21 protein-coding genes are annotated in these 20,662 nt (G+C 66.6%); 17 read left to right on the top strand and 4 right to left on the bottom strand.

From position 1 onward, the window contains the following. The first annotated feature begins 1 nt into the window (after position 1). The 8 genes from AV929_RS17505 (at position 2) to AV929_RS17470 (ending at position 8,450) form a co-directional block, all read left to right on the top strand. The gene (locus tag AV929_RS17505) at positions 2-463 is read left to right on the top strand and encodes a hypothetical protein (protein WP_014041061.1); all 462 of its coding nucleotides are present in this window, start codon (positions 2-4) and stop codon (positions 461-463) included. Beyond that, on the top strand, positions 444-839 hold the full coding sequence (locus AV929_RS17500) for a hypothetical protein (RefSeq protein WP_014041062.1): 396 nt from the start codon (positions 444-446) through the stop codon (positions 837-839). Before AV929_RS17505 ends, AV929_RS17500 begins: the two co-directional genes overlap by 20 nt. An 8-nt stretch (positions 840-847) precedes the next feature. Beyond that, positions 848-1,708: a hypothetical protein gene (locus tag AV929_RS17495; protein WP_064288856.1), complete on the top strand. Its 861-nt coding sequence runs from the start codon at positions 848-850 to the stop codon at positions 1,706-1,708. Next, positions 1,696-4,698 (top strand): hypothetical protein, encoded by a 3,003-nt coding sequence (locus AV929_RS17490; RefSeq protein WP_064288855.1) that lies wholly within the window; start codon positions 1,696-1,698, stop codon positions 4,696-4,698. Before AV929_RS17495 ends, AV929_RS17490 begins: the two co-directional genes overlap by 13 nt. Before the next feature lie 50 nt (positions 4,699-4,748). Further along, positions 4,749-5,177, top strand: coding sequence for a DUF5791 family protein (locus tag AV929_RS17485; protein WP_050036942.1), 429 nt, complete (start codon positions 4,749-4,751; stop codon positions 5,175-5,177). Then, positions 5,174-6,064, top strand: coding sequence for an SDR family oxidoreductase (locus AV929_RS17480; protein WP_064288854.1), 891 nt, complete (start codon positions 5,174-5,176; stop codon positions 6,062-6,064). Before AV929_RS17485 ends, AV929_RS17480 begins: the two co-directional genes overlap by 4 nt. A 49-nt stretch (positions 6,065-6,113) precedes the next feature. After that, positions 6,114-7,292, top strand: a complete 1,179-nt coding sequence (locus AV929_RS17475) for a bifunctional oligoribonuclease/PAP phosphatase NrnA (RefSeq protein ID WP_064288853.1) — start codon at positions 6,114-6,116, stop codon at positions 7,290-7,292. Positions 7,293-7,364: 72 nt separating this feature from the next. Continuing rightward, a complete protein-coding gene (locus tag AV929_RS17470; protein ID WP_014041068.1) occupies positions 7,365-8,450 on the top strand; it encodes an aldo/keto reductase in 1,086 nt (361 codons plus the stop codon). On the opposite strand, the gene AV929_RS22465 is transcribed toward AV929_RS17470, so the two are convergent. Then, positions 8,451-8,621: an HVO_0758 family zinc finger protein gene (locus tag AV929_RS22465; protein ID WP_004517187.1), complete on the bottom strand. Its 171-nt coding sequence runs from the start codon at positions 8,619-8,621 to the stop codon at positions 8,451-8,453. A 119-nt stretch (positions 8,622-8,740) separates the two neighbouring features. Here AV929_RS22465 and AV929_RS17465 point away from each other — a divergent pair, with 119 nt between their 5' ends. The 5 genes from AV929_RS17465 to AV929_RS17445 all read left to right on the top strand — a co-directional run bounded on the left by AV929_RS17465 (position 8,741) and on the right by AV929_RS17445 (position 13,050). Beyond that, entirely contained in the window at positions 8,741-9,877 is a 1,137-nt protein-coding gene (locus AV929_RS17465) for an MFS transporter (RefSeq protein ID WP_044951980.1), read from the top strand. Between the two features lie 32 nt (positions 9,878-9,909). After that, entirely contained in the window at positions 9,910-10,380 is a 471-nt protein-coding gene (locus tag AV929_RS17460) for a hypothetical protein (RefSeq protein ID WP_064288852.1), read from the top strand. 89 nt (positions 10,381-10,469) lie between these two features. Beyond that, positions 10,470-11,090 (top strand): CoA pyrophosphatase, encoded by a 621-nt coding sequence (locus AV929_RS17455; RefSeq protein WP_014041071.1) that lies wholly within the window; start codon positions 10,470-10,472, stop codon positions 11,088-11,090. Between the two features lie 70 nt (positions 11,091-11,160). Further along, positions 11,161-11,946: a hypothetical protein gene (locus tag AV929_RS17450; RefSeq protein ID WP_064288851.1), complete on the top strand. Its 786-nt coding sequence runs from the start codon at positions 11,161-11,163 to the stop codon at positions 11,944-11,946. Continuing rightward, entirely contained in the window at positions 11,947-13,050 is a 1,104-nt protein-coding gene (locus AV929_RS17445) for an FAD-binding oxidoreductase (protein ID WP_064288850.1), read from the top strand. Positions 13,051-13,080: 30 nt separating this feature from the next. Here the strand turns inward: AV929_RS17445 and AV929_RS17440 are convergent, their stop codons facing one another. Beyond that, on the bottom strand, positions 13,081-13,593 hold the full coding sequence (locus AV929_RS17440) for an Hsp20/alpha crystallin family protein (protein ID WP_014041074.1): 513 nt from the start codon (positions 13,591-13,593) through the stop codon (positions 13,081-13,083). Next, positions 13,590-13,748 carry a hypothetical protein gene (locus tag AV929_RS22460; RefSeq protein WP_004517194.1) on the bottom strand — a complete coding sequence of 53 codons (159 nt, stop codon included), beginning with the start codon at positions 13,746-13,748 and terminating at the stop codon, positions 13,590-13,592. The genes AV929_RS17440 and AV929_RS22460 overlap by 4 nt, the downstream gene beginning before the upstream one ends. Positions 13,749-13,853: 105 nt before the next feature. On the opposite strand from AV929_RS22460, the gene AV929_RS17435 reads away from it, so the two are divergent. From AV929_RS17435 to nhaC, 3 genes are all read left to right on the top strand, one after another. Further along, positions 13,854-14,651, top strand: a complete 798-nt coding sequence (locus AV929_RS17435) for a DUF429 domain-containing protein (protein WP_064288849.1) — start codon at positions 13,854-13,856, stop codon at positions 14,649-14,651. A 69-nt stretch (positions 14,652-14,720) separates the two neighbouring features. Next, positions 14,721-16,643: an ABC transporter ATP-binding protein gene (locus tag AV929_RS17430; RefSeq protein ID WP_050036947.1), complete on the top strand. Its 1,923-nt coding sequence runs from the start codon at positions 14,721-14,723 to the stop codon at positions 16,641-16,643. A gap of 272 nt (positions 16,644-16,915) precedes the next feature. Next, positions 16,916-18,370 (top strand): Na+/H+ antiporter NhaC, encoded by a 1,455-nt coding sequence (nhaC, locus tag AV929_RS17425; protein WP_064288848.1) that lies wholly within the window; start codon positions 16,916-16,918, stop codon positions 18,368-18,370. 59 nt (positions 18,371-18,429) lie between these two features. On the opposite strand, the gene AV929_RS17420 is transcribed toward nhaC, so the two are convergent. Further along, positions 18,430-18,768 (bottom strand): hypothetical protein, encoded by a 339-nt coding sequence (locus AV929_RS17420; protein WP_064288847.1) that lies wholly within the window; start codon positions 18,766-18,768, stop codon positions 18,430-18,432. A 148-nt stretch (positions 18,769-18,916) separates the two neighbouring features. Between AV929_RS17420 and AV929_RS17415 the strand changes: the two genes are divergently transcribed. Continuing rightward, on the top strand, positions 18,917-20,635 hold the full coding sequence (locus AV929_RS17415; RefSeq protein WP_064288846.1) for a radical SAM protein: 1,719 nt from the start codon (positions 18,917-18,919) through the stop codon (positions 20,633-20,635). Positions 20,636-20,662 lie beyond the last annotated feature (27 nt).

Here is a 20,662-nt window from a genome sequence, read left to right as displayed (position 1 = left end):
TATGTTCGAGACGTACGTCGATACGCTGTACCTCTGGGTCGGTCTGGGAACGGTGAGCGTGGCCGTTCTTGGCGTCGTCGTCGGCCTGCCGACGACCGCACCGCCGGACGCGACGGCGACAGCCGCAACTATCGATGAGGTCACCACCAGCCCGCCCGGGTCCGTCGCACACCGACGAGTCGTCGCTACGGAGTGGCGGTTTAACGGGCGTGACCTCCGCCTTCGCAACGACGGCGGGACAGCCACCGCACGACTGATCCGAGCGGCTGTCCCGGCGCGGACCGACCGGCTACAGGCTGTGTTGAACGGTGAGCGACCGAAGGCGGTGTACGACTCGCCCGACGCCTTCCGTCGGGACACCCGCCAAACTCGGGCCGGTGACGACGGGTGGCGACCGGCCCCCGACCGACTGACGGTCAGGCACGTCGCCTGGGGAGGGACCGATGTCACCATCGTCGGATAGAGCGACGACGGAGCCGCTGGCCGCACTCGTCGCCGTCTTCGCCGTCACGCTCGGCGTGGCGCTGTACGCCGGCGTAGTAGACGAAGCATTCGGAACGTTAGATGATGACCGCAATATCGCCACCCCGACCGCCGATGCTGTGGAACAGCGGCTCTCGTCGGCCGGCATCGTTCAGCCCGGCGCGCTCGACACCGCGCTCGATGCAGTGCCGGCGAATTACCACGGGAACGCGACCATCACGGCGACGGCTGGCGGGCGATGGAGCAGTGGCCAGAAGCCACCGAGCAGCGCCGACACCGAAACCAGAACAGTGAGCGTGCAGGTCGGGCCGGGGGCAGTCCGCCGGGGAACGCTCACCGTTCGGGTGTGGCGATGACCCGAGCCATGAGCGCCGTCGCCGACGTGACGGTGTTTCTTCTGCTCGTCGGTGCGGCCGCAGGGACTCTCGTGAGCGGTGTCGGGGTGGAAAAGCCGGTAGCAACCCCAAACCCTGCGGCCGAGCAAGCGTCGGCGCTGGCGACGAGCACCACGAGCGTCGAGTACGATTTGCTCGTCCCACCGTCCGACCGCCACAGGCCACCCGACCACGCCACGCGACGGCAGCGGACGAGCCACGGGACCGTCGCGGAACTGCTCGGTGAGGCGGCGATGAGCGGTGTCACCGTGGACGGCGAGCGGGTATCGAGCGCCGGCACGGACTTCGAGTCCCGAGTCGCTGCGGCGACGCGTGACAGACTCCACAGCCGTGGGCATCGAACGTCCGTCCGCGTCACCTGGGCACCGTATCCCAGTGCGCCAGTCAGCGGCGAGTACCGCGTCGGCGACCGGCCCCCTGACAGCGTGGACGTTCGGGCGGCGACGGTAACAGTTCCGAGCGGGATGGAGGCCGTCTCGGAGCCGGCCCGTGAAGCAGCAAAGACAGGCGGCTACGACGGCGTGGCGACGGTCGTAGCTCGGAGCGTCGTCGACGGGCTGTTCCCGCCGACACAGTCGCGGTACGCTCTCCGTGGCGACTACCCCTCGGACGTGCTGCTGGCCGCGCGGTACGAGCGCATGGCCGACCTGACGGGGGCGAGCGTTGCCGTTGAGCAGCAGTCGGCGACAGAAATGAACCGCGACCTGACCGCGGCGCTCGCCGCCCGGCTTCGGACCGACATGCGGTCGCGGTACGACTCGCCAGCGGACGCCGCCAGCGCCGTTCAACTAAGCCGTGTCCGCGTCACTGTCAGGACGTGGTCTCCGTGAGGGACGACACCCGCGGCCGGATCCCGTTCGCGTTGCTCGGCGTCCTCCTTCTGGTAAGCAGCCTCACGCTGGCCCCGACGTTCGTTAGCGAGCCGGCCCCGAGCGAAACAGCCGTCGAGCGGGCGCTGAATCAGGCCACGGCGGAGACGCAGGTCGCCGTGCGGGACGGCGTCTCGACGGCCGGCCGGCAGGCGGCCGCGAACCCGGTCGTCACGCCGGCCGATACGCCCACTGGCCGGGTGCTGAACGGCTCGACGGCGTTCCGGGACTCGCTCAGAATCCGCGCCTATCTCCGGGTTGCGGACCGACTGGAGCGCGTCACCGGCCGAAGCGGTGACGTGACCGTGACCGCCAGTTTGCCGACGGTTTCTAACGCGAGCGACCTCCGGGCTGCGAAACGTCGCGTCTCGGTCGAACGCGCCGGGCCGAACGAGACCGCGATGCGGGCGACGGTCGAGAATATCGTTCTGACGGTTCGGCGCAACGGAGCGGTGGTCTCGACACGGCGGGTTTCGCCGACCGTCGTCGTTCCGAACCAGGCGCTCATGCTCCACGACCAGGTGTCAACCTACCAGACGCGGTTGAACAACGGTCTGGACAAGCCGGGCCTGAGCCAGCGGATGACAGCGCGGCTGTACCCGATGGCGTGGGCGAGAGGATATGCCCAGTACGGCGGCGCAGGCGTCGAGAACGTCGTCGCGAACCGGCACGTCTCGCTGGCGACGAACGGCGCACTGCTCGGCGTCCAGCGGTCGACCTTCGGGCGGAGTGACCCCGCCGGTCGTCGTGCTCTGACAGAGGCGACAGCGATGACGGGAATCGAAGACGTCGTTCGGGGGAGCAGGGGTTCCGCTGTCTCCAGCGACGTGCTCGATCAGGCCGACTACAAACCGGTCAGCGAGACGCCGCCGCGCCCGAAGTCCACGGCCAGTCCGAGCCCGGGGGATTCGATGACCATCGGCGTCAACGAGACGGCCGACACCGCGTTCCGGTCCGTCACCGAGCCGTCGGCGCTCAACGAAACGCTCGAAGACGCGTACACCGTCGAGGTAGCGCTGGAAGTCGACGAGCACCGACTGGGCGGGGGGCCGCCGGGGAAGCCGGCCTCGCCGGGCAGCGAGTGGACACTAGTCGCCGACCGGACGACTACATCCGTTGAGGCGGTCGGGAACGCCAGCGGGGGTGTTGCGACGCCGGACGGCTGGCACAGATTGGAGACGTTCAGCCGGACCGTCGAGCGACAGTACACGCGGACCGCCGTCTGGCAGAACGGGTCAGTGCGTCGGCGCACGACTGTGTCGAGCACCGCGCGCTATCGCGTGACCGTCGCCGTCGTCGGCCGCCATCACGGCCGCTCAGTGGCACCGAACCGCTCGATTCGGACCGCACACGACGCCAGCGCAAGCCCGTTGAACGGGTCGAACCTCGCCGATGTGGAGCCGAAAGCGATGGACAGGCTCGTCGGCCACGCCGGGGGGAGAGACGAGACCGCCGAGCGAGTCGTCGACGACAGCCTGGGCCGGACGGAAGCGACGGTGACGGCCGACCGACCACCGGAACTGCACGAGTGGGTGTATCGGGACCTGATGGCTCTACGGGAGCCAATCCGCAACACGACCGTCACCGTCGAGCGCGGACGTGTAGGGACCTTCGAGACGAATCCCCCGCGGGAACTTCGGGAGCGGGTCGCACAGCGCCGTGCCGACCTCGCGGCCGTGCCGGACACCTACGACAGTACGGCCCAGAAGGCCCGCGCCGCGGCCCGGCTGACCTATCTGAATGCAGTGTTGACGGAGCTAGATAGGCAGGCCTCGGTTCGGGACAGTAACCGGAAGCGAGTCGACGCACAGCTAACGGAACGCACCGAGGGGTCGCTGCGTGCCCTCCGGAAAGGATTGACGGCCCGTGAGACGCGCGTCCCCCGGTCACGCCCGGTCCCGGTCGGTCCGGCCGGTCCCGTCAGGACGCGGGTCGATACGCAAACGCCGTATCTGACGCTGGCCGAACTGAACGAGAGTCGGTATCGCGCGCTGGACGGAAGCGAGCATCCGCTGGTGGCGCGGAACGCGAACGTGTTCACGGTCCCCTACGGCGACGCCGCCGACGCCGTCGTTGGCGGTGCGTTCGAGGGTGGCGATAGGGTGCGCCTTGCAACGGCAGCGAACGCACTCGCAGCCGCGAACGAAACCCTCGAAGACGAGTCGAGCGCCACGCTCGCTTCGGAACGTGATGCGCTCCAGCGGGAGGTGGAAGCGGCCAACGAGGAGCTGACGACGACGCTCTGGCTGGCAGTCTCCCAGCACACTGAAGCTGAACAGGGCGAGAGCAAGGCCATTGTCACTGAAGCGCTGTCGCCATGGGACACACCGGCGGCCCGAGCGCTGGCGCTGACCAACGGCTCCGCGCAGGAACGGGTCGCCCACGTCGCCGGTGCCCGGCTGAACCTCACGCGGGTCGAACGCGACCGTCTCCGCCTGACGCTGCTCTCAGTCGACACGCCAGCGACCAGACCGACGCTGGAGTCGACAAACGGGACGGCCTCGGCGGTACGGTCCGTTGCGAAAGACGAACTGAGCAAAGCGCTGGCGAACGCAGGGGAACAGAAGGTCCAGCAGTTCGCGAAGAAGCGTCTCGGAACGGACAAACTGCCGGCTGGCCTCCCGCTGGCACCGCCGGTCACCCCCTGGTACGCGACGGCGAACATCTGGTGGGTTACCGTCAAGGGCGAGTACGCCAGGTTCGCCGTCTCTGCGAGTCACGGCCCGCCGAGGGAGCCAGGCGCACGGACCACCTATGCGCGTGACGGGCACAACGTCACGCTCGACGTGGACGACGACGGATCGACAGAGCGATTGGGTACCGCCGACCGCGTCTCGTTCAGCGCCGATACGGGCGTTGTCGTCGTGGTACCGCCCAAACCGCGCGGGGTCGGTGACAAGGGCGGGACCGCCGTGGAGGAATCGAGCGGGTGGCCGCACGCAGGTACCTGACCCCGGGCCGCATAACGGAAGTGAAATACCCCGGGGCCATACCGACACCCATGCTTCGAGGCGAGTTTCCGGACGCGGGCGAGCAGTCCCACGAGGAGTTACTGGCGGCCTACAGCACTGTGCTGGCCGAGACAGTCGAGACAGTCGGCATCGAGGAAATCGTCGCCGAGACCGATCTCGATCAAGCGACAGTGACAGCGTTCGCCGACAGCGATATCGGCGACCGAACGCTCGATGAGGCGGTCTCGGTCCTGGCGACCCACCCGAACCGGCCGGACGCCGACGCGCTGCAGGCCGAGGCGCAAGACATCCTCCTGATGGGGATGACGACAGCCGTAATGGACGTGGAATCGCTGGCCTCCGGCATCGACGACGAACTGGAGCCGAAGGAGATCCAGCAGAAAATCGAGGGTAGATACCCGGTGACACTGGCCGAGTACGCCCTCCTGCACAGCTACATCGAGGGGGAGAAGCGGTGACGGAACGCGTCGCCATTCTAGGCTGTGGCTACGTCGGCTTGGAACTCGGACGGCAGTTGCGGAGCAGCCACGAGGTCGTGGGCGTTCGCCGGTCCGACGACGGCATCGCAGCTATAGAGGACGCCGGCTTCGAAGCGGTCCGCGCCGACGTGACCGACCCCGAGTCGCTGTCGGCGGTGCCGGACGCCGACTGGCTCGTCTTCGCCGCGAGTTCCGGCGGCAGGGGAGCTGAGGCCGCCCGCGAAGTGTACGTTGAGGGACTCCGGACGGCTATCGACCACTTCTGGTCGCGGGCGGACCCGCCCGAGCGACTGGTGTACACCTCCAGCACCGGCGTCTACGGCGACCACGACGGCGCGTGGGTCGACGAAGAGACGGGGCTGGACCCACAGACCGAGAAGACCGAGGTACTGGCCGAAGCAGAGCGCGTAGCCCGTGAGCGCCCCGTGGAACACGGCGGCCACGGCTCGGTCGCTCGCTTCGCCGGCCTGTACGGCCCGGACCGCTACCGACTGGAGCGGTACCTGGAGGGACCGGTGACGGCCGGCTACCTGAACATGGTCCACCGGGCCGACGCGGCCGGGGCCGTGCGCCACCTGCTGACGGGAGACCACCGGGAGGAAGTCGTGCTGGTCGTCGACGACGAACCCGTCGAGAAGTGGGCATTCGCCGACTGGCTGGCCGAACAGTGTGACGTCCCGTTCCCGCCGAAACAGACGACAGCGGAACGACTGGCCGACGACAGCCTCTCGGAGACGGCGAAGCGCCGTATCCAGACGAGCAAGCGATGCTCGAACAATCGGCTTCGGGAACTGGGCTACGAATTCGAGTACCCGACCTTCCGGGAGGGGTACCGCGACGCCGTCCGGGAATACCGGCAAAATTAGCTGTATCGGGGGCGAACTTTATTACTGATAGGCTGGCGAACAGCGTGGTATGACACGCGTTGCCGCCGGCGGACTCCAGATCGACGCCGCCGCGGCGTTCGCTAGCGAGAACCCCCTGCTGGTCGCTGGTGTCGCTGTGGTTCTTCTCGCCCTCCTCGGTGCCGGCATCTGGTTGCGTCGGTATCTCAACCGAACGCCCGGCGAACGACTGCGTCGAACGTTGACCCACTACGACCGGATTACGGTGTTGATGCACCCGAATCCCGATCCAGACGCGATGGCCTCTGCTCTGGCTGTCAACCAACTCATCGCCGGCACCGAGACATCGGCGTCGCTACAGTACCCGGGGGAGATACGCCGTCCGGAGAACCGGGCCTTCCAGACGGTGTTGGATCTGGACTTCGACCACATCGAGACTGTCAACGACATCAACGGGGAGGCAGTCGTCCTCGTCGACCACAACACGGCACGCGGCTTCCCCGGGGCCGAGGAGGTCGAGCCGGTTGCCGTCATCGACCATCATCCCGGCAACGGGAGTGGCAACGAGTTCACCGACATCCGGTCCGACTACGGGGCCTGTGCGACCATTTTCGCGAGCTACTTCAATCAGTTAGAGTTCGAGTTCAGCGACACGGGGGAGAGTATCGATATCGACGCGGCACCGGCAGAAACCATCCCCTGTGCGCTGGCAACGGGGCTGATGTACGGCATCCAGTCAGATACCCGGTCGCTGACAAACGGGTGTGAGTCCGAGGACTTCGCGGCCGCTGCGTTCCTCTACGATGGGATGGACAGCGATTTGCTCAACCGTATCGCGAACCCGCAGGTCGACGCCGAAGTCCTCGACGTGAAATCCCGAGCCATCGGGAAACGAGAGGTGCGAGCGCCCTACGCGTTCAGTGATGTGGGCGAGGTGTCGAACACGGACGCGATTCCGCAGGCGGCGGACGAACTGGAGACGTTAGAGGGCGTCTCAGCGGTCGTCGTTGTCGGCGAGAAGAAAGGGACCATGCGCATCGCCGGGCGCTCGCGGGACGACCGGGTCCACATCGGCCGGGCGATAGAGGCCGTCGTCGACGATATCCCGATGGCCGAGGGCGGCGGCCACGCTCGGATGGGCGGCGGCAAGGTCCCGGTCGAGCACATGGCCGGCCTCGGCCCCAGTAACGGCGTTTCCCGGGAAGATTTCCGCGAGCGGGTGTTCGATGCGATGAGCGGCGAACTGTGACAGGCGACTCCTGCGCTGTCGCCGACTCCAGTGAATCTCTGTCCTTTTGTCACTGCCCGACCAACACCCGGTATGGCCACACGGGAGGCGACCTGGGCGTACCGGGACGACCACGACGAGTTCGCGCGCACGTTCTACCGGCGGTTCGGCGACGGCGTCGTCTCCAGCATCGGCATCGGAACGTACCTCGGCGACCCGACCGACGAGCGGGACGCGAGTTACCACGACGCTATCGTGACGGCACTCGAATCCGGCATCAACGTCGTCGACACGGCGATAAACTACCGTCACCAGCGCTCCGAGCGGGTCGTCGGCGACGCCGTCGCGGACGCCGAGGTGGACCGCGATGCGATTGCCGTTGCGACGAAAGGAGGGTTCATCCCGTTCGACGGAGAGCGCCCGGCGGACCCCGGCGCGTTCGTCCGGTCGGAGTACCTCGACACCGGCATCGTGGACCGCGACGACCTCGTCGCGGGCCAGCATTGCATCGCGCCCGACTACATTGACGACCAGGTCGACCGCTCGCTCGCGAATCTGGGGCTGGACACCATCGACCTCTACTACGTCCACAATCCGGAGACACAACTGAAGTCCAAGTCCCGTGAAGCGGTGTACGACCAGCTAGAGGCGACCTTCGAGCGACTGGAGGAGCGCGCTGCAGCCGGCGACATCGAGCACTACGGTGTCGCGACGTGGGAGGCGTTCCGCGTGGCCGCTGCCCACGACAGCTATCTCTCGCTGCCCGAGGTCGTCGAGCGCGCACGCGCCGCGGCAGAGACGGTCGGCAACGCGGCGACGCATCTCCGCGCGATTCAGTTGCCGTTCAACGTCTCGATGGCCGACGCGTTCACCGTCGAATCCCACGACGGCGCGGAGGGGGCGCAGTCGGCGCTGTGGTTCGCTCACGAGGCCGGGCTGGACGTGTTCACCAGCGCATCCATCATGCAGGGCAAGCTGGCCGCAGCGGTCCCAGACGACGTGGCGGCGAAGCTCTCGGGCGAGACGAGCGCACAGCGCGCCATCAACTTCGCACGCAGCGCGCCGGGCGTGACCTGCTCGCTGGTCGGCACGGGCTCGGTCGAGCACGCCCGGGAGAACGTCGATGCCGGTCGGTACGAGCCGCTCGGTGCGGACGCGTTCGACGCCGTCTTCGAGTAGCTAGCTGAGTTCCTTCCACTTACCGTCGCACTCGGGGCAGACGCGCACTTTCCCGACCTCGTCCGGGTCGTTCTCCGTCGCGAGCGGCTCGTCACAGCTGGTACAGGAGAGCCGTCCGTAGTTGTCCTTCTCGACGTCGCCGGCCCGGAGGGCCTTCCTCACTGAGTCCATACCTGCCAGTGTGCTACCCGCGTGTAAAAACCCCGTGGCGGCGTTCCGGAACGTTGTTCATGGCTTCCGGTCTATCACCGGTCGTGTCTCGTCGCCGTATCTTCGGCTCGCTGTTGGGGATGGTGTTCTGCATCAACCTCGCGAGAGTCGTCTTTGCACCACTTATCGAGCCGATCCGGGCGACGACGGGTGCGTCCGATGCGACGCTCGGACTGCTCGCAACGATGGCCTGGGCCGGGAGCGCCCTCCCGAGGCTTCCCACCGGCGTCCTGCTGACCCGGATATCGCGGGCGAAGGTCATCTTCGGCTCCGGTGTCGTGTTGACGCTCGGGACGACGTTCACCGCGTTCGCGTTCGACCCGACGTTGTTGCTCGTCGGCGCGTTCACTATGGGGCTTGCCAGCGGCGTCTACCTGACTGCGGCGAACACGCTGGTCAGCGAACTGTACCCGGAGCGGCCCGGCCGCGCCCTCGGGCAACATGGGGTCGCTTCCCAGCTCGCCGCCGTCGGCGCGCCGGCGCTGATCTCGTTCGTACTCATCGTCGGAACGTGGCGGACCGCGCTGCAGGGGATAGCGGTCGCCGCGGGACTGGTGACCATCGCGTTCACGCTCATTGCGAGACGCTCGCAACTCCCCGACGCCGGGAGCGAAGACCGCGACCTCCTCGGCGCGGCGCGCGCCCAGTGGCACATCATCGTCACCAGCGTCGCCACCATCGGCGTCGCGGGCCTGGTCTGGAACGGACTGTTCAACTTCTACGTCACCTACGCCACGAGCGTTGGGCTGTCCGCGGGGTTAGGTCGAACGCTGCTGTTGCTCGCGTTCGGCGCCGGCGTACCGGCCTTCTACGTCAGCGGTCGGCTGGCCGACCGTCTCCCGTCGATTCCGTATCTCCTGACGATTCTGGCGGCCTTTACCGGCTGTGTGCTGGTGCTCCCGTCACTGACCGGATTCTGGTCGCTGGCCGCGTTCAGCGTCGTCGTCGGCTACGTCATCCACAGCATCTTCCCGGCGGTGGACGCGTACCTGCTCGGCTCGCTCCCGGACCGCCACCGCGCGAGCGCCTACGCCACCTACGGCGCGGGAATGATGGTGATGCAGGCCCCCGGGAGCGCGCTCGTCGGCCGACTGCTTGATGCCGGCGTCACGTTTCCGACACTGCTTCGCGGCATGGGAATCGCGTTGCTCGTCGTCCTCGTTGCGATGGTGTCGCTGCACCTCGACGGTCGCCTGCCGAGCGCAGCCCGAGCCTAAAGGCTGAAGCCGCTCGGTGCCGCGTCACCTGTATGGACCTGCAACCGGACGAGCTGGCTGGCGTCGTCGACCTCTTCGGCTCGCTCACCAGAGCGGAACTCGTCGACGCCTGCGGCGAACTCGCCTTCAAGCAGGGCGTCGACGCCGACCCGGACGCGGTCGCGGCGGCCATCGACGGCGCTATCGACTCGTATCACCTCGTCGCCGTCGACGACCACGCCGCCGATACAGACGAGACGCTGCTGGTAGTCGGCCCCGTCGCGTTCCCGGCTCTGCCCGACGGCGCGGCCGATCTCCCGCACATCATGGACGTACCGTCCCGCGACCTTGCGCGCGACGCCGTCATCGAGGCCGTCAAGTCCCGCTTCCGAGAAGACGCGGTAATGGCAGTGAAGAACAGCGACGAGGACCGCGTCGAGACACTGCTCGACGTGAGCTACGATATCGAAGCCTGGGAGAGCGTTGAAATGGACGGCCTCCGCGACCGTCTGGACGACGTGTGAGCCCGACATCCGTATTCTGCACCATTAAATCGGCTAGTTCGCAGGAGTGAGCCACCCGAATTAAGACGCTCGGGTACCTACGATGTGCTATGCAGTTCGACCGGGTCGCGGCCCACGAGCCAGTCGTCGTGGACGACGAGCCACAGGAGGCCGCCGTCATCGCCCCGGTGGTCACGCGACCCGAGGGCGAGGCGATACTGTTCACGAAACGCGCTGACCACCTGTCTGACCACCCCGGGCAGATGTCGTTCCCCGGCGGCGGCCGCGAACCCGAAGACGAGGACCTGCTGCGGACGGCGCTCCGGGAGGCCAACGAGGAGATCGGACTCGACCCGCTGGCAGTCAACGTCGTCGGCCGGCTGGACGACATCAGGACCATCACGCGCTACTCCGTGCGCCCGTTCGTCGGCCGGATCCCGGACCGCGACTATCTGCCCTCGGACGAGGAAGTCGCCGAGATCGTCCCCCTGCCGGTGTCGGAGCTGACGGACCTGGACAACTACGAGTCCGAACACCGCGACCATCCCCACTACGGCGAGATACGGCTCCACTTCTTCTACGTCGACGGCTACACCGTCTGGGGCGCGACGGCGCGGATGCTCGTCCAGTTGCTCGAACTCGCAACCGACTGGCGGATGCCGCCCGAACCGGACCGCTACATGGAGCCGGACGACGACCTCCCGCCGAGCGTGCGCGACGAAGCTGAGTGACACAGAGTGGGTTGTGGTAGGGCCGAGAGCGACAGGATTTTGCGACCCCGAGACGTTGATCGCGTACTGGATGACCACGCTTACCGGTGCGACACTGGCGGCCGCCGGCATCGACGCGGTGGCGCTCAAGCCGACAGAAGTGGACGTGTCCCGAGCGACGGGGCTCGACATCGAGACGCTCGCAATCGATTACGAGGGGGCGTCTCACGTCCCGGAGACAGACACTATCGAACGACTGGCGTCGACCGCCGACGTACGCGTCACCACGCCAGTCCGGGCCGACGGCTTCGATCCGCTGGGAGACGACAGCGGGTTCGACGCGCTGCCGGCCGGTGCGGGACACGTACTGGTCGCCGGCCACAGCGCGTATCTCTCGGACGACGAGGCCGAACGGGCCGTCGCACCGCGGTTGCGGGCGGCCGTCGACGACGCCAGCGACCCCTGGGTCGGCACCGAGGGCATCGAACGCCTCGCGCTGGCGGTCGGGGGCACGCAGTACGAACTCCTCTCCCGGACGACGGCCCGCGACGTGCGGACGCTCCGGACGGCCGGCTTCGAGGGATCGATTGCCGTCTACGCCCCGCTCGTGCTCTCGAACAGCGAGGACGCGATGCTGGACGCCGTCGGCGACTACGCGGCCCGGCGCGGTCCGGTCCGGAACGCGCTGCCTGACGGTGCGCCGACGGACAGCCGAGCGACGGGTCGGGCCAGAGACGTACTCAAACAGGCCATCCGCGACTACGCGCTCGTCGGCTCCGTCGAGACAGTCGCCGAGCGAACCGAGCGACTCCACGACATCGGCGTCGACACAATTGTCGGCTATCCGGCGCGTGGGCTTGACCCCTTCCTCTCGTAAATGAACGTCGCCGTCGTCGGCGGCGGGGCCGTCGGTCTGTCGACCGCACTGGCGCTGGGCCGTCACGGCGCGTCGGTCACGGTGTTCGAACGCGATGAACTGGGCAGCGGTGCGAGCGGCCGCGCCGCCGGCCTCTGCTACGACGCCTTCGCCGACGACGTAGACGCGGCCGTCGCCGCGGACGCGATCACTCGCTACCGCGACCTGGACCTGTTCGAGCCCCAGCCCTACGTCTGGGTCGCACAAGACGAGAGCGACGCCGCGGCCGTCCGCGAGCAGATCGCGGGGATGCAGCGAAACGGCGTCGCGGTCGAAGCGCTCACGCCGGCGGAACTCGGCGACCGCTACCCGGCGCTGGACACGAGCGGCATCGAGGTGGCCGGCCTCGCCAGCGACGCCGGCGTGCTCGACCCGGACGCTGTGGTAGCCACGCTCGCCGAAACAGCCCGCGAAGCGGGCTCGACCATCGAAACGGAAACCCCGGTCTCGCTCGCGTCGCCGACGACCGTCGAAACGCCGGACGAAACGCGGACGTTCGACGCGGTAGTGGTCGCGGCCGGCCCACAGACGAAGCCACTCGTTGCCGACATCGGCGTCTCGCTTGCGCTGAAAGCTTACCGGGCGCAGGCGCTCGTGACCGAGCCGGTCGACGCCGCGTTGCCATCGTTCTACGACGCGACGCGTGAGTTCTACTGGCGGCCGAAAGCCGACGCGCTGCTGGTCGGCGACGGCGCACACGAGGTCGACCCGACGGAGTGGAACCCGGAGGCTGACGCCGAGTTCGTCACTCGGAGCCTCGACCGTGTCGAGCAGTCAACGGCGCTCTCGCCGGCTTGTGACCGAGCCTGGTCTGGTCTGTGTACAGCGACGCCAGACGGCGCGCCGCTGGCCGGGCAGGTCGCCGACGGGCTCTGGGTGGCGACCGGCTGGCAGGGCCACGGGCTCATGCGCGCGCCAGCGATGGGCGACTATCTCGCCGCAGACGTTCTCAATCGCCCGAATCCGCTCTCCGAGCATTTGCCCGACCGGGTCGACCCAACGCGGTTCGACGGCTCCGAAGAGTTCGCCGCGCTGGACGACCCGACGCGTGACTGGGACGAGTGAATGCGCTGTGAGAAAGTGTATACGCTCCAATCAGGAGTCGTCTTCGCCCTCGTCAGCTGATTCGGCTTCGCCTTCGACATCGGTATTTGCATCCGCTTCGGTTCCCCCGTCAGTCCCGCTGTCGTCGGTTTCAACGCCCACATCCGTTGCCGCGTCCTCGTCGTGCCCAGGCTCAGCCTTCGGGACGCGGACGTGGAGCGTGCCGTTGCTCTTGAGTGTGGCCTGGGCCGTCTCCGGGTCGACAGCGGCGTCGCTCGGCAGGGTGACGCTTCCGTCGAGCGCGAGCCCGCGGCCGGGGTAGCGCATCTCGAAGCCCTCGTAGAAGTCACGGAAGCGGTCGATGCGGACCTCCACGCGGTCGTCGACGTACCGGACCTGAATGTCCGACGCCGTCGTGCCGGGCGCGTCGAAGACGACGAGGTAGGCGTCGTCCGACTCCAGCAGGTCCGAGGCCAGCGGCTTGTTCTCCTGCACCCGGCCGGCGGCCCGGCCGATGTTCTCGAAGATCGCGTCGCTGATCGAGGAGCCGATGTCCCGCATCATAGTTCCACTTCGTCGAGACAGTCCGTCCCGCCACAGTACGGGCAGGAGAACGCCGCGAGTTCGACATCGTCCGGCATATCGTACGTGTAGTGCATCTCGAACATGTCGAGTTCGCAGCTGTCGTCCGTGCAGACGACCTCCATAGTGGCTGGCATACTATTCCGTTGGTCCGTCGGGGACAAACCCCTTACGGACGGGGAAGGGGCCACCCCGTTCGTGCCAGTCCCAACATTGATACCGTCACCGGCGTACTCGGGTGTATGAGTAAACGCGTCCTCGGGGTGGATTTCAGCGGCGCAGCGACCGCTGGCGACGCGCTCTGGGTCACCGAGGCGATCCCGACGGAAGACGGGCTGACGATTCAACGGTGCTACCGCGGGACGGACGAATGGGGCCGGGACCGTGAAGCGGCTCACGCTGGCCTTTTCGATCGCATCACCGACGATGATGTGGGCGCTGTCGGGCTGGATTTCCCGTTCAGTCTGCCACAGGCGCTGCTTGACGCGCAGTGCGGGGGGACCTGGGACGGCTTCGTCGACTGGCTTGCGAGCGGTAGCGGCCCGACTGACCCGGGGTCACTCTCAGAGGCCTGTCGGCACACCGCCGAGATGGCGACCGGCAGCCGTGACCTGCGCCGGGAGACGGACTTCCGACGCGGCGCGCTGTGTCCCTACACGAATCGGACGCGCAGTATGACCTTCTACGGCGTCCGGGACGTGCTCGGAAAACTGCGAGACGACGAGACGACAGCCGTCGTGCCGATGCAGGGCTGGGATGCCGACACGCTGGTCGCGGAGGTGTACCCCGCGGCGACGTTCGGCTGGCTGGGCTGCTACCGCGAGGGGTACAAGAACGTCGATGACCCCCGGCAGCGCCGAGAGGCAAACGTCGCAGCGGTCGAAGCCTGTAGCGTTACGGTCGGCGATCACCGCGACACCTACCTCGGGAACCACGACGCGCTGGACTCGCTGGCCGCCGTGGTTTCGGCGGGCCGGCTGGCCGACGGTGCCGGACCGCCCGTCTCGGGTCCCGACAGTGAAGGCTGTATCTACGTTTGACGACGCAGTGAAGTCACCGTCTCCGGGTCGAAGCCCGGCATATATCAGTTTCCGGACCAACTAGCGTCTATGCCTGACGACCAGGGCGGCTTCGAGGGCGTCCGCGAGAACGTCGACGGCCACCCGATGGTCAACCTCGTCGGCTACGCCACCCCCTACTGGCTCCGTCTGCTCGTCGGCATTCTGGCGGCGTTCTGTACCCGGTTCGCCCGCCTCGTGCCGCCGATAATCGTCGCCGCGGCCATCGACCGTGTCGTCCTCAGCAGCGGCGAGCCGGGGCTGCTGACGGATGCCGGCCTGTTGCCGCCCGGCCAAATCACGGGCGAAGCCGCCCGTATCGCGTTCCTCCAGCGGCTGGTCGCCATCGCAGCCATCGCCTATCTCCTTCGGTCGGCGACGCGCTTTGCCTCCAGATATCTCCTCCAGTCGAGCGCCCAGAAGATACAGCGGGACCTCCGGAACGACACCTACGACCACCTGCAACACCTCTCGCTGTCCTTCTTTGCGAACCACCAGACCGGCGGGATGATGTCGATACTCAACAGCGACATCAACCGGCTGGAATCGTTCCTCAACACGGAGTTCCGCCAGATGATTCGGGTGGTGGCGACCGTCGGCGGTATCGCGGTCATCCTCTATCGGTACTCTCCGAAACTGGCGCTCATCGCGCTCGGCCCGGTGCCACTCATCGGCATCGCCAGCGGCTTCTTCCTCACCTGGATCGAGCCGAAATACCGCTCCATCCGCCAGACAGTGTCCCGGCTCAACACCCGGTTAGAGAACAACCTCAGCGGCGCGCCAGTCATCAAAGCGTTCGACCGCTACGACTTCGAGCGCAAGCGGGTGACCGACCAGAGCCAGGAGTATCACGACCAGAAGGTAGCCGCCCTGCGTATCCGCCGGGCCTTTTTCGCCGGCCTGCGACTGCTTACTGGTATCGCGTTCGTCCTGATTCTGTACGTCGCCGGGATGGACTTCATCACGGCTCCCGAGAGCGAAGCGGCGCTGTCGACCGGGGCGTTTGCCCTGTTTTTCCTGTATATCCGCCGGCTGTACTCGCCGATGCGCCGAATCGGGCGCTCCGCAAACAAGTACCAGCTCGCCAAGTCCAGCGCCGAGCGCGTGTTCGGGCTGCTGGGTCAGGACCCCGAAGTCACCGACCCCGCAGACCCGTACGAACCCGACAACATCGACGGGTCGGTCGAGTTCGACGACGTGACGTTCGGCTACGGTGACGAACCGCCGGTCGTCCGCGACGTGTCGCTTGACGTGCCCGATGGCGCGACAATCGGCCTTGCTGGGGCGACCGGAGCCGGCAAATCGACCTTGCTGAAACTGGTGCCGCGGTTCCACGACGTGGATGCTGGTGCGGTCCGGGTGGATGGCGTCGACGTGCGCGAGTACGGCCTCCAGAGCCTCAGGGGCGAAATCGCCATCGTCGAACAACAGCCGTACCTGTTCTCGGGGACCGTCGCCGAGAACATCGCCTACGGCGACCGCGAGGTACTCGACGCCGAACAGTTGGACGAGGAGACCGAAGAGGTTGGCTGGGAGACCGCACGCGACCGCGTCCGCGACGCGGCGAAGGCCGCACAGGCCCACGAATTCATTCAAGACTTGCCGGATGGGTACGACACGCAGATCGGCGAGCGGGGCATCAAACTCTCGGGCGGCCAGCGGCAGCGGGTCGCCATCGCTCGCGCTCTGCTGAACGACCCCGAAATCATCATCTTCGACGAGGCGACCAGCGACGTGGACACGGAGACGGAAGACCGGATTCAGGAAAGCATCGAGCAACTGGTCGCGGACCGGACCGCCTTCGTCATCGCCCACCGCCTCTCGACAATTCAGGACGCGGACCGTATTGTCGTGATGGACGACGGGGAAATCGTCGAACGGGGTAGCCACGCTGACCTGCTCGCGGCCGACGGCGATTACGCCGATCTCTGGCACGCCCAGGCCGACGACCGAACGGTCAGCGCCGACGACTGAGACTGCGTCTGTTCGGCCGCCGCCGGTACTGGGTCAGCAGCGCCGAGATGCCCTAGTACCGTCGAGAACCCATTGAGTAGCCCGTTAAGCCCGGTCCACACCAACCAGCGTGAGCCGCTGGAGGGACGCATACTAAGTGCACATTAGTCCCGCTTTGCGTCTGTGATAGTGGTACTTGATAACAGTGCCTTCGAAAGAGATACTTTCTCATATGCACTACAGAGATATTATCGCTCTTTTTAATACATATGAGTTATTAGGTCGGCGTAAGCGTGACATCACTCACTCTCGAACCGCTGACGTACGAGGACATCCCGTCGGAGCGCCGTCCCGGGGTACTCCAAGCGTTGGTCCCCGTACTCGGTGTCGTTCTGTTCCTCGGCATCGGGTCCGGGTATCTGAAGCTGGCCCCACACGGGCCGTTGCTCTGGAGCATCGTGCTGACTGGCGCAGTCGGGAAATACTGGCTCGGCTACTCGTGGGACGACCTCTACGAGGGGCTCGCGGACAGTCTGCTGATGGGACTGCAGGCTATTCTCATTCTGTTCGTTATCTACGGGCTCATCGCGACGTGGGTCAGCGCGGGGACTATCCCCGGGCTGATGTACTATGGCCTCTCGATACTGACGCCGGACGTGTTCCTGCCGGCGACGGCGCTGCTTGCGATGGTCGTCGCCTTTTCTATTGGGTCGTCGTGGACGACAGCCGGCACTCTTGGCGTGGCCTTCATCGGCATCGGCTCCGGTCTCGGCGTGCCAACACCGATGACTGCCGGTGCCATCCTCTCGGGTGCCTACGCGGGCGACAAACAGTCCCCCCTCTCGGATACGACGAACCTCGCGGCCGCCGTGACGAACACCGACCTCTACGACCACATCCGGGCGATGCGCAACGGGACCGTGCTGGCGTTTGGTCTCTCAGTCCTGCTCTACGCTGCGCTGGGGCTGCGTACTGTCGGTGAAATCCCGGACGGGCGCGTCGCCGAAATACAGGGCGCACTCGCTGGCAGCTACGACCTCTCAGTGCTGGTACTTATCCCGCTCGTTGTCACCTTCGGACTGGCGCTGTACGGAATCCCGGCGCTCCCGACGCTCGTCGCCGGAGTCTTCGCCGGGGCCTTCACGACCATCTTCGTGCAGGGCCGGTCGTTCACCGCCGCGTGGACCGTCTTTCTCGACGGGACGGCCCCTGAGACGGGGACAGCCCTCGTGAACGACCTACTGGCAAGCGGTGGTATCTCAGGGTCGGCCTGGACGATTGCCGTCGTCGTCGCGGCCCTCAGTCTTGGCGGACTCCTCGAACGGACCGGTGTCCTCGCTGTGCTCGCACACCACCTCGCAACCGCTGTCCGCGGCCAGCGCAGCCTAGTCGTCGGGACCGGCATTTCGGCCATCTTTGTCAACGCCTTCTCGGCCCAGCAGTACATGAGCATCGTCGTGCCCGGGCTCACGCTCCGGAACCTCTACGACGAGTACGGCCTGACAAGCGACGATCTCTCGCAGGCTATCGAATCCGCCGGGACCCCGACCGGCGCACTCTTCCCGTGGCACGCCGGTGCCGTCTACATGTCTGCGGTCTTCGGGGTTGGAACGCTTGCCTACGCCCCGTACTACTTCTTCGCGTTTCTCTCGCCGTTGCTCCTGTTTGCGACAACGCTGTTCGGCGGACGGTACGACGGGTCCGAGCAGGCTGATTCGGTCGCGTCGTCCGCTGTCGCCGACGACTGAGTTCGTCTACCTCTGGGTGATTCTGTCACTGCATCATCCCCTCCGGCAATGCTGCTGGCCTACATCCGTTCGACAGTGAGGTCACGATCCTCACAGAACGTTTCGAGCCGCCGCCTGATCTTTCGAGCTTCCTCGGATTCACGGCCACCCGCATCGGCCGTCAATCCGTATCCGCCGCCGCCAGCGATGATCGTCACCTCGCAAGTCGTCTCATCTATTAGCTCCAGCACGGTCGTCGCCTGTACCTCAGTGAGTTCCATGCGATAGTGGTTCTCCGTAACCGCCACAACGAACCCGTTGCCGTCATACAGTTCGCGGTTCTCCTCATCAATGTCATGGAACGCCCTGGGCAGCGTGCTCGCGTCCGTGCCACGGACAGTAAATTCGACCCGTTCCATACGAGGTCATGGCGCGGGCTGGGAGAAAGTGATTTGCAACCGGGGGTAGCGATAGTACTGACTACGTTTTCTTGAGCCCGCACCTGGCCGTGTATGTCGCCACGGCTGACCAGACACGGTTTTGAGTGTCGAGCGTCAAGCGGCGGGTATGACTGACCCCGAGACGCTCGACGTGACCATCGTCGACGGCTACGTCGACGAGCCCGCACACTTCGGGGTGCCGCCGTACATCTCGACGTACCCGCGGTACGCCGCCGGCGCGCTGGTCGACGCCGGCGTCCCCCGCGAGCAGATAACGTATCACACTATCGACGAACTCCGGGAGGATAACGCAGTCTGGCGAGACGTGGAGGCCGCCGACCTCATGGTGTACGTCGGCGGCATGACCGTCCCCGGCAAGTACGTCGGCGGGACGCCGGCGGAACCCGACGAAGTGCGCGAACTCGCCTGGACGGCCGACGGCACCTCGCTGATGGGCGGCCCGGTCCGCTTCGGCGTCGGCGAGGCCAACGAGGGCGCGAGCGAGACGGCCCGCGACGACCTCGATTTCGACTTCCTGGCGATGGCCGACGTGGAGGCCGCGGTGTACGACCTCGTCGACTCCGGGCTGGAGGGGTTCAACGACCGCTACCGCTCGGTCGAGGAGGAGACCCGCTGGGCCCGGGCCGGCGCGTTCGTCGTCGAACAGCACCCGAACCACCCCGACTACCTCATCTGCGAGATGGAGACCTCACGGGGCTGTCCGTACCGCTGCTCGTTCTGCACGGAACCGATGTACGGCGACCCGGACTTCCGGCCGCCCGAGAGCGTCGTCGACGAGGTCGACGCCCTCTCGGACCGCGGCGTGAAGCACTTCCGACTCGGGCGGCAGGCCGACATCCTCGCCTACGGCGGCGACGGCGAGGCACCCAATCCCGACGCCCTGCGGCGGCTCTACGGCGGCATCCGCGAGGTCGCGCCGGACCTGGAGACGCTGCACCTCGACAACATGAACCCCATCACGGTCGTCAAGTGGCCGGAGAAAGCCCGCGAGGGCATCCGCATCATCGCCGAGCACAACACGCCCGGCGACACCGCCGCGTTCGGCCTGGAGTCGGCCGACCCGAACGTGATGAGCGACAACAACCTCAACGTCACCGCCGACCAGTGCTTCGAGGCGGTGAAAATCGTCAACGAGGTAGCCGGCTGGCGGCCGGGAGGGGACAGAGACACTGCTCCCAACTTCGGCGACGACGCCGCACGCCGGCTCCCGAAGCTCCTGCCGGGCATCAACCTCGTCCACGGGCTGAAAGGCGAGACGCGGGAGACCTTCGAGCACAACAAACGGTTCCTCCAGCGCGTCTACGACGAGGGGCTGATGCTCCGGCGGGTGAACATCCGCCAGGTGATGGCCTTCGAGGGGACCGACATGGCCGACACCGGCGCAGAAATCGCTAAGGACCACAAACAACTGTTCAAGCAGTACAAACAGGAGGTCCGTGAGACCATCGATAACCCGATGCTCCAGCGGGTCGCGCCGCCGGGAACGGTGCTGCCCGATGTCCATCTAGAGTACCATCAGGACGGCAAGACGTTCGGCCGGCAGCTGGGGACCTACCCGCTCCTTGTGGGCATTCCGGGCGAACGCGAACTCGGCAGTGTCGTCGACATCGCGGTCACCGACCACGGCTACCGGTCGGTCACCGGCGTCCCCTACCCGCTGGACCTCAACAGCGCGTCGATGAACGAACTCACCGAGATTCCCGGTATCGGCCGGAGCACCGCCGGCGATGTGGTGGTAAACAGACCCTACGAATCGGTCGGAGATATCGACGTCGCGTCAATCGAGCGGTTCGCAACCACCCAGTCGCAGGAAGGCGCTGACTAACAGCCGGTTTGGTCCCGAAAGCATACC

It is taken from the genome of Haloarcula sp. K1 (genome assembly GCF_001647155.1).
Lineage (GTDB): Archaea > Halobacteriota > Halobacteria > Halobacteriales > Haloarculaceae > Haloarcula > Haloarcula hispanica.
This window is presented reverse-complemented; position numbering and strand designations above follow the sequence as displayed.

Excerpts from the sequence above, each read along its gene's own strand:
- AV929_RS17465 (WP_044951980.1), top strand. The coding sequence starts at position 8,741 with ATGGTGTTCTGCATCAACCTCGCGAGAGTCGTCTTTGCACCACTTATC.
- AV929_RS17495 (WP_064288856.1), top strand. The coding sequence starts at position 848 with ATGAGCGCCGTCGCCGACGTGACGGTGTTTCTTCTGCTCGTCGGTGCG.
- AV929_RS17475 (WP_064288853.1), top strand. The coding sequence starts at position 6,114 with ATGACACGCGTTGCCGCCGGCGGACTCCAGATCGACGCCGCCGCGGCG.
- AV929_RS17460 (WP_064288852.1), top strand. The coding sequence starts at position 9,910 with ATGGACCTGCAACCGGACGAGCTGGCTGGCGTCGTCGACCTCTTCGGC.
- AV929_RS17500 (WP_014041062.1), top strand. The coding sequence starts at position 444 with ATGTCACCATCGTCGGATAGAGCGACGACGGAGCCGCTGGCCGCACTC.
- AV929_RS22465 (WP_004517187.1), bottom strand. The coding sequence starts at position 8,621 with ATGGACTCAGTGAGGAAGGCCCTCCGGGCCGGCGACGTCGAGAAGGAC.
- AV929_RS17505 (WP_014041061.1), top strand. The coding sequence starts at position 2 with ATGTTCGAGACGTACGTCGATACGCTGTACCTCTGGGTCGGTCTGGGA.
- AV929_RS17470 (WP_014041068.1), top strand. The coding sequence starts at position 7,365 with ATGGCCACACGGGAGGCGACCTGGGCGTACCGGGACGACCACGACGAG.
- AV929_RS17440 (WP_014041074.1), bottom strand. The coding sequence starts at position 13,593 with ATGATGCGGGACATCGGCTCCTCGATCAGCGACGCGATCTTCGAGAAC.
- AV929_RS17485 (WP_050036942.1), top strand. The coding sequence starts at position 4,749 with ATGCTTCGAGGCGAGTTTCCGGACGCGGGCGAGCAGTCCCACGAGGAG.
- AV929_RS17450 (WP_064288851.1), top strand. The coding sequence starts at position 11,161 with ATGACCACGCTTACCGGTGCGACACTGGCGGCCGCCGGCATCGACGCG.
- AV929_RS17415 (WP_064288846.1), top strand. The coding sequence starts at position 18,917 with ATGACTGACCCCGAGACGCTCGACGTGACCATCGTCGACGGCTACGTC.
- AV929_RS17455 (WP_014041071.1), top strand. The coding sequence starts at position 10,470 with ATGCAGTTCGACCGGGTCGCGGCCCACGAGCCAGTCGTCGTGGACGAC.
- AV929_RS22460 (WP_004517194.1), bottom strand. The coding sequence starts at position 13,748 with ATGCCAGCCACTATGGAGGTCGTCTGCACGGACGACAGCTGCGAACTC.
- AV929_RS17420 (WP_064288847.1), bottom strand. The coding sequence starts at position 18,768 with ATGGAACGGGTCGAATTTACTGTCCGTGGCACGGACGCGAGCACGCTG.
- AV929_RS17435 (WP_064288849.1), top strand. The coding sequence starts at position 13,854 with ATGAGTAAACGCGTCCTCGGGGTGGATTTCAGCGGCGCAGCGACCGCT.
- AV929_RS17430 (WP_050036947.1), top strand. The coding sequence starts at position 14,721 with ATGCCTGACGACCAGGGCGGCTTCGAGGGCGTCCGCGAGAACGTCGAC.
- AV929_RS17445 (WP_064288850.1), top strand. The coding sequence starts at position 11,947 with ATGAACGTCGCCGTCGTCGGCGGCGGGGCCGTCGGTCTGTCGACCGCA.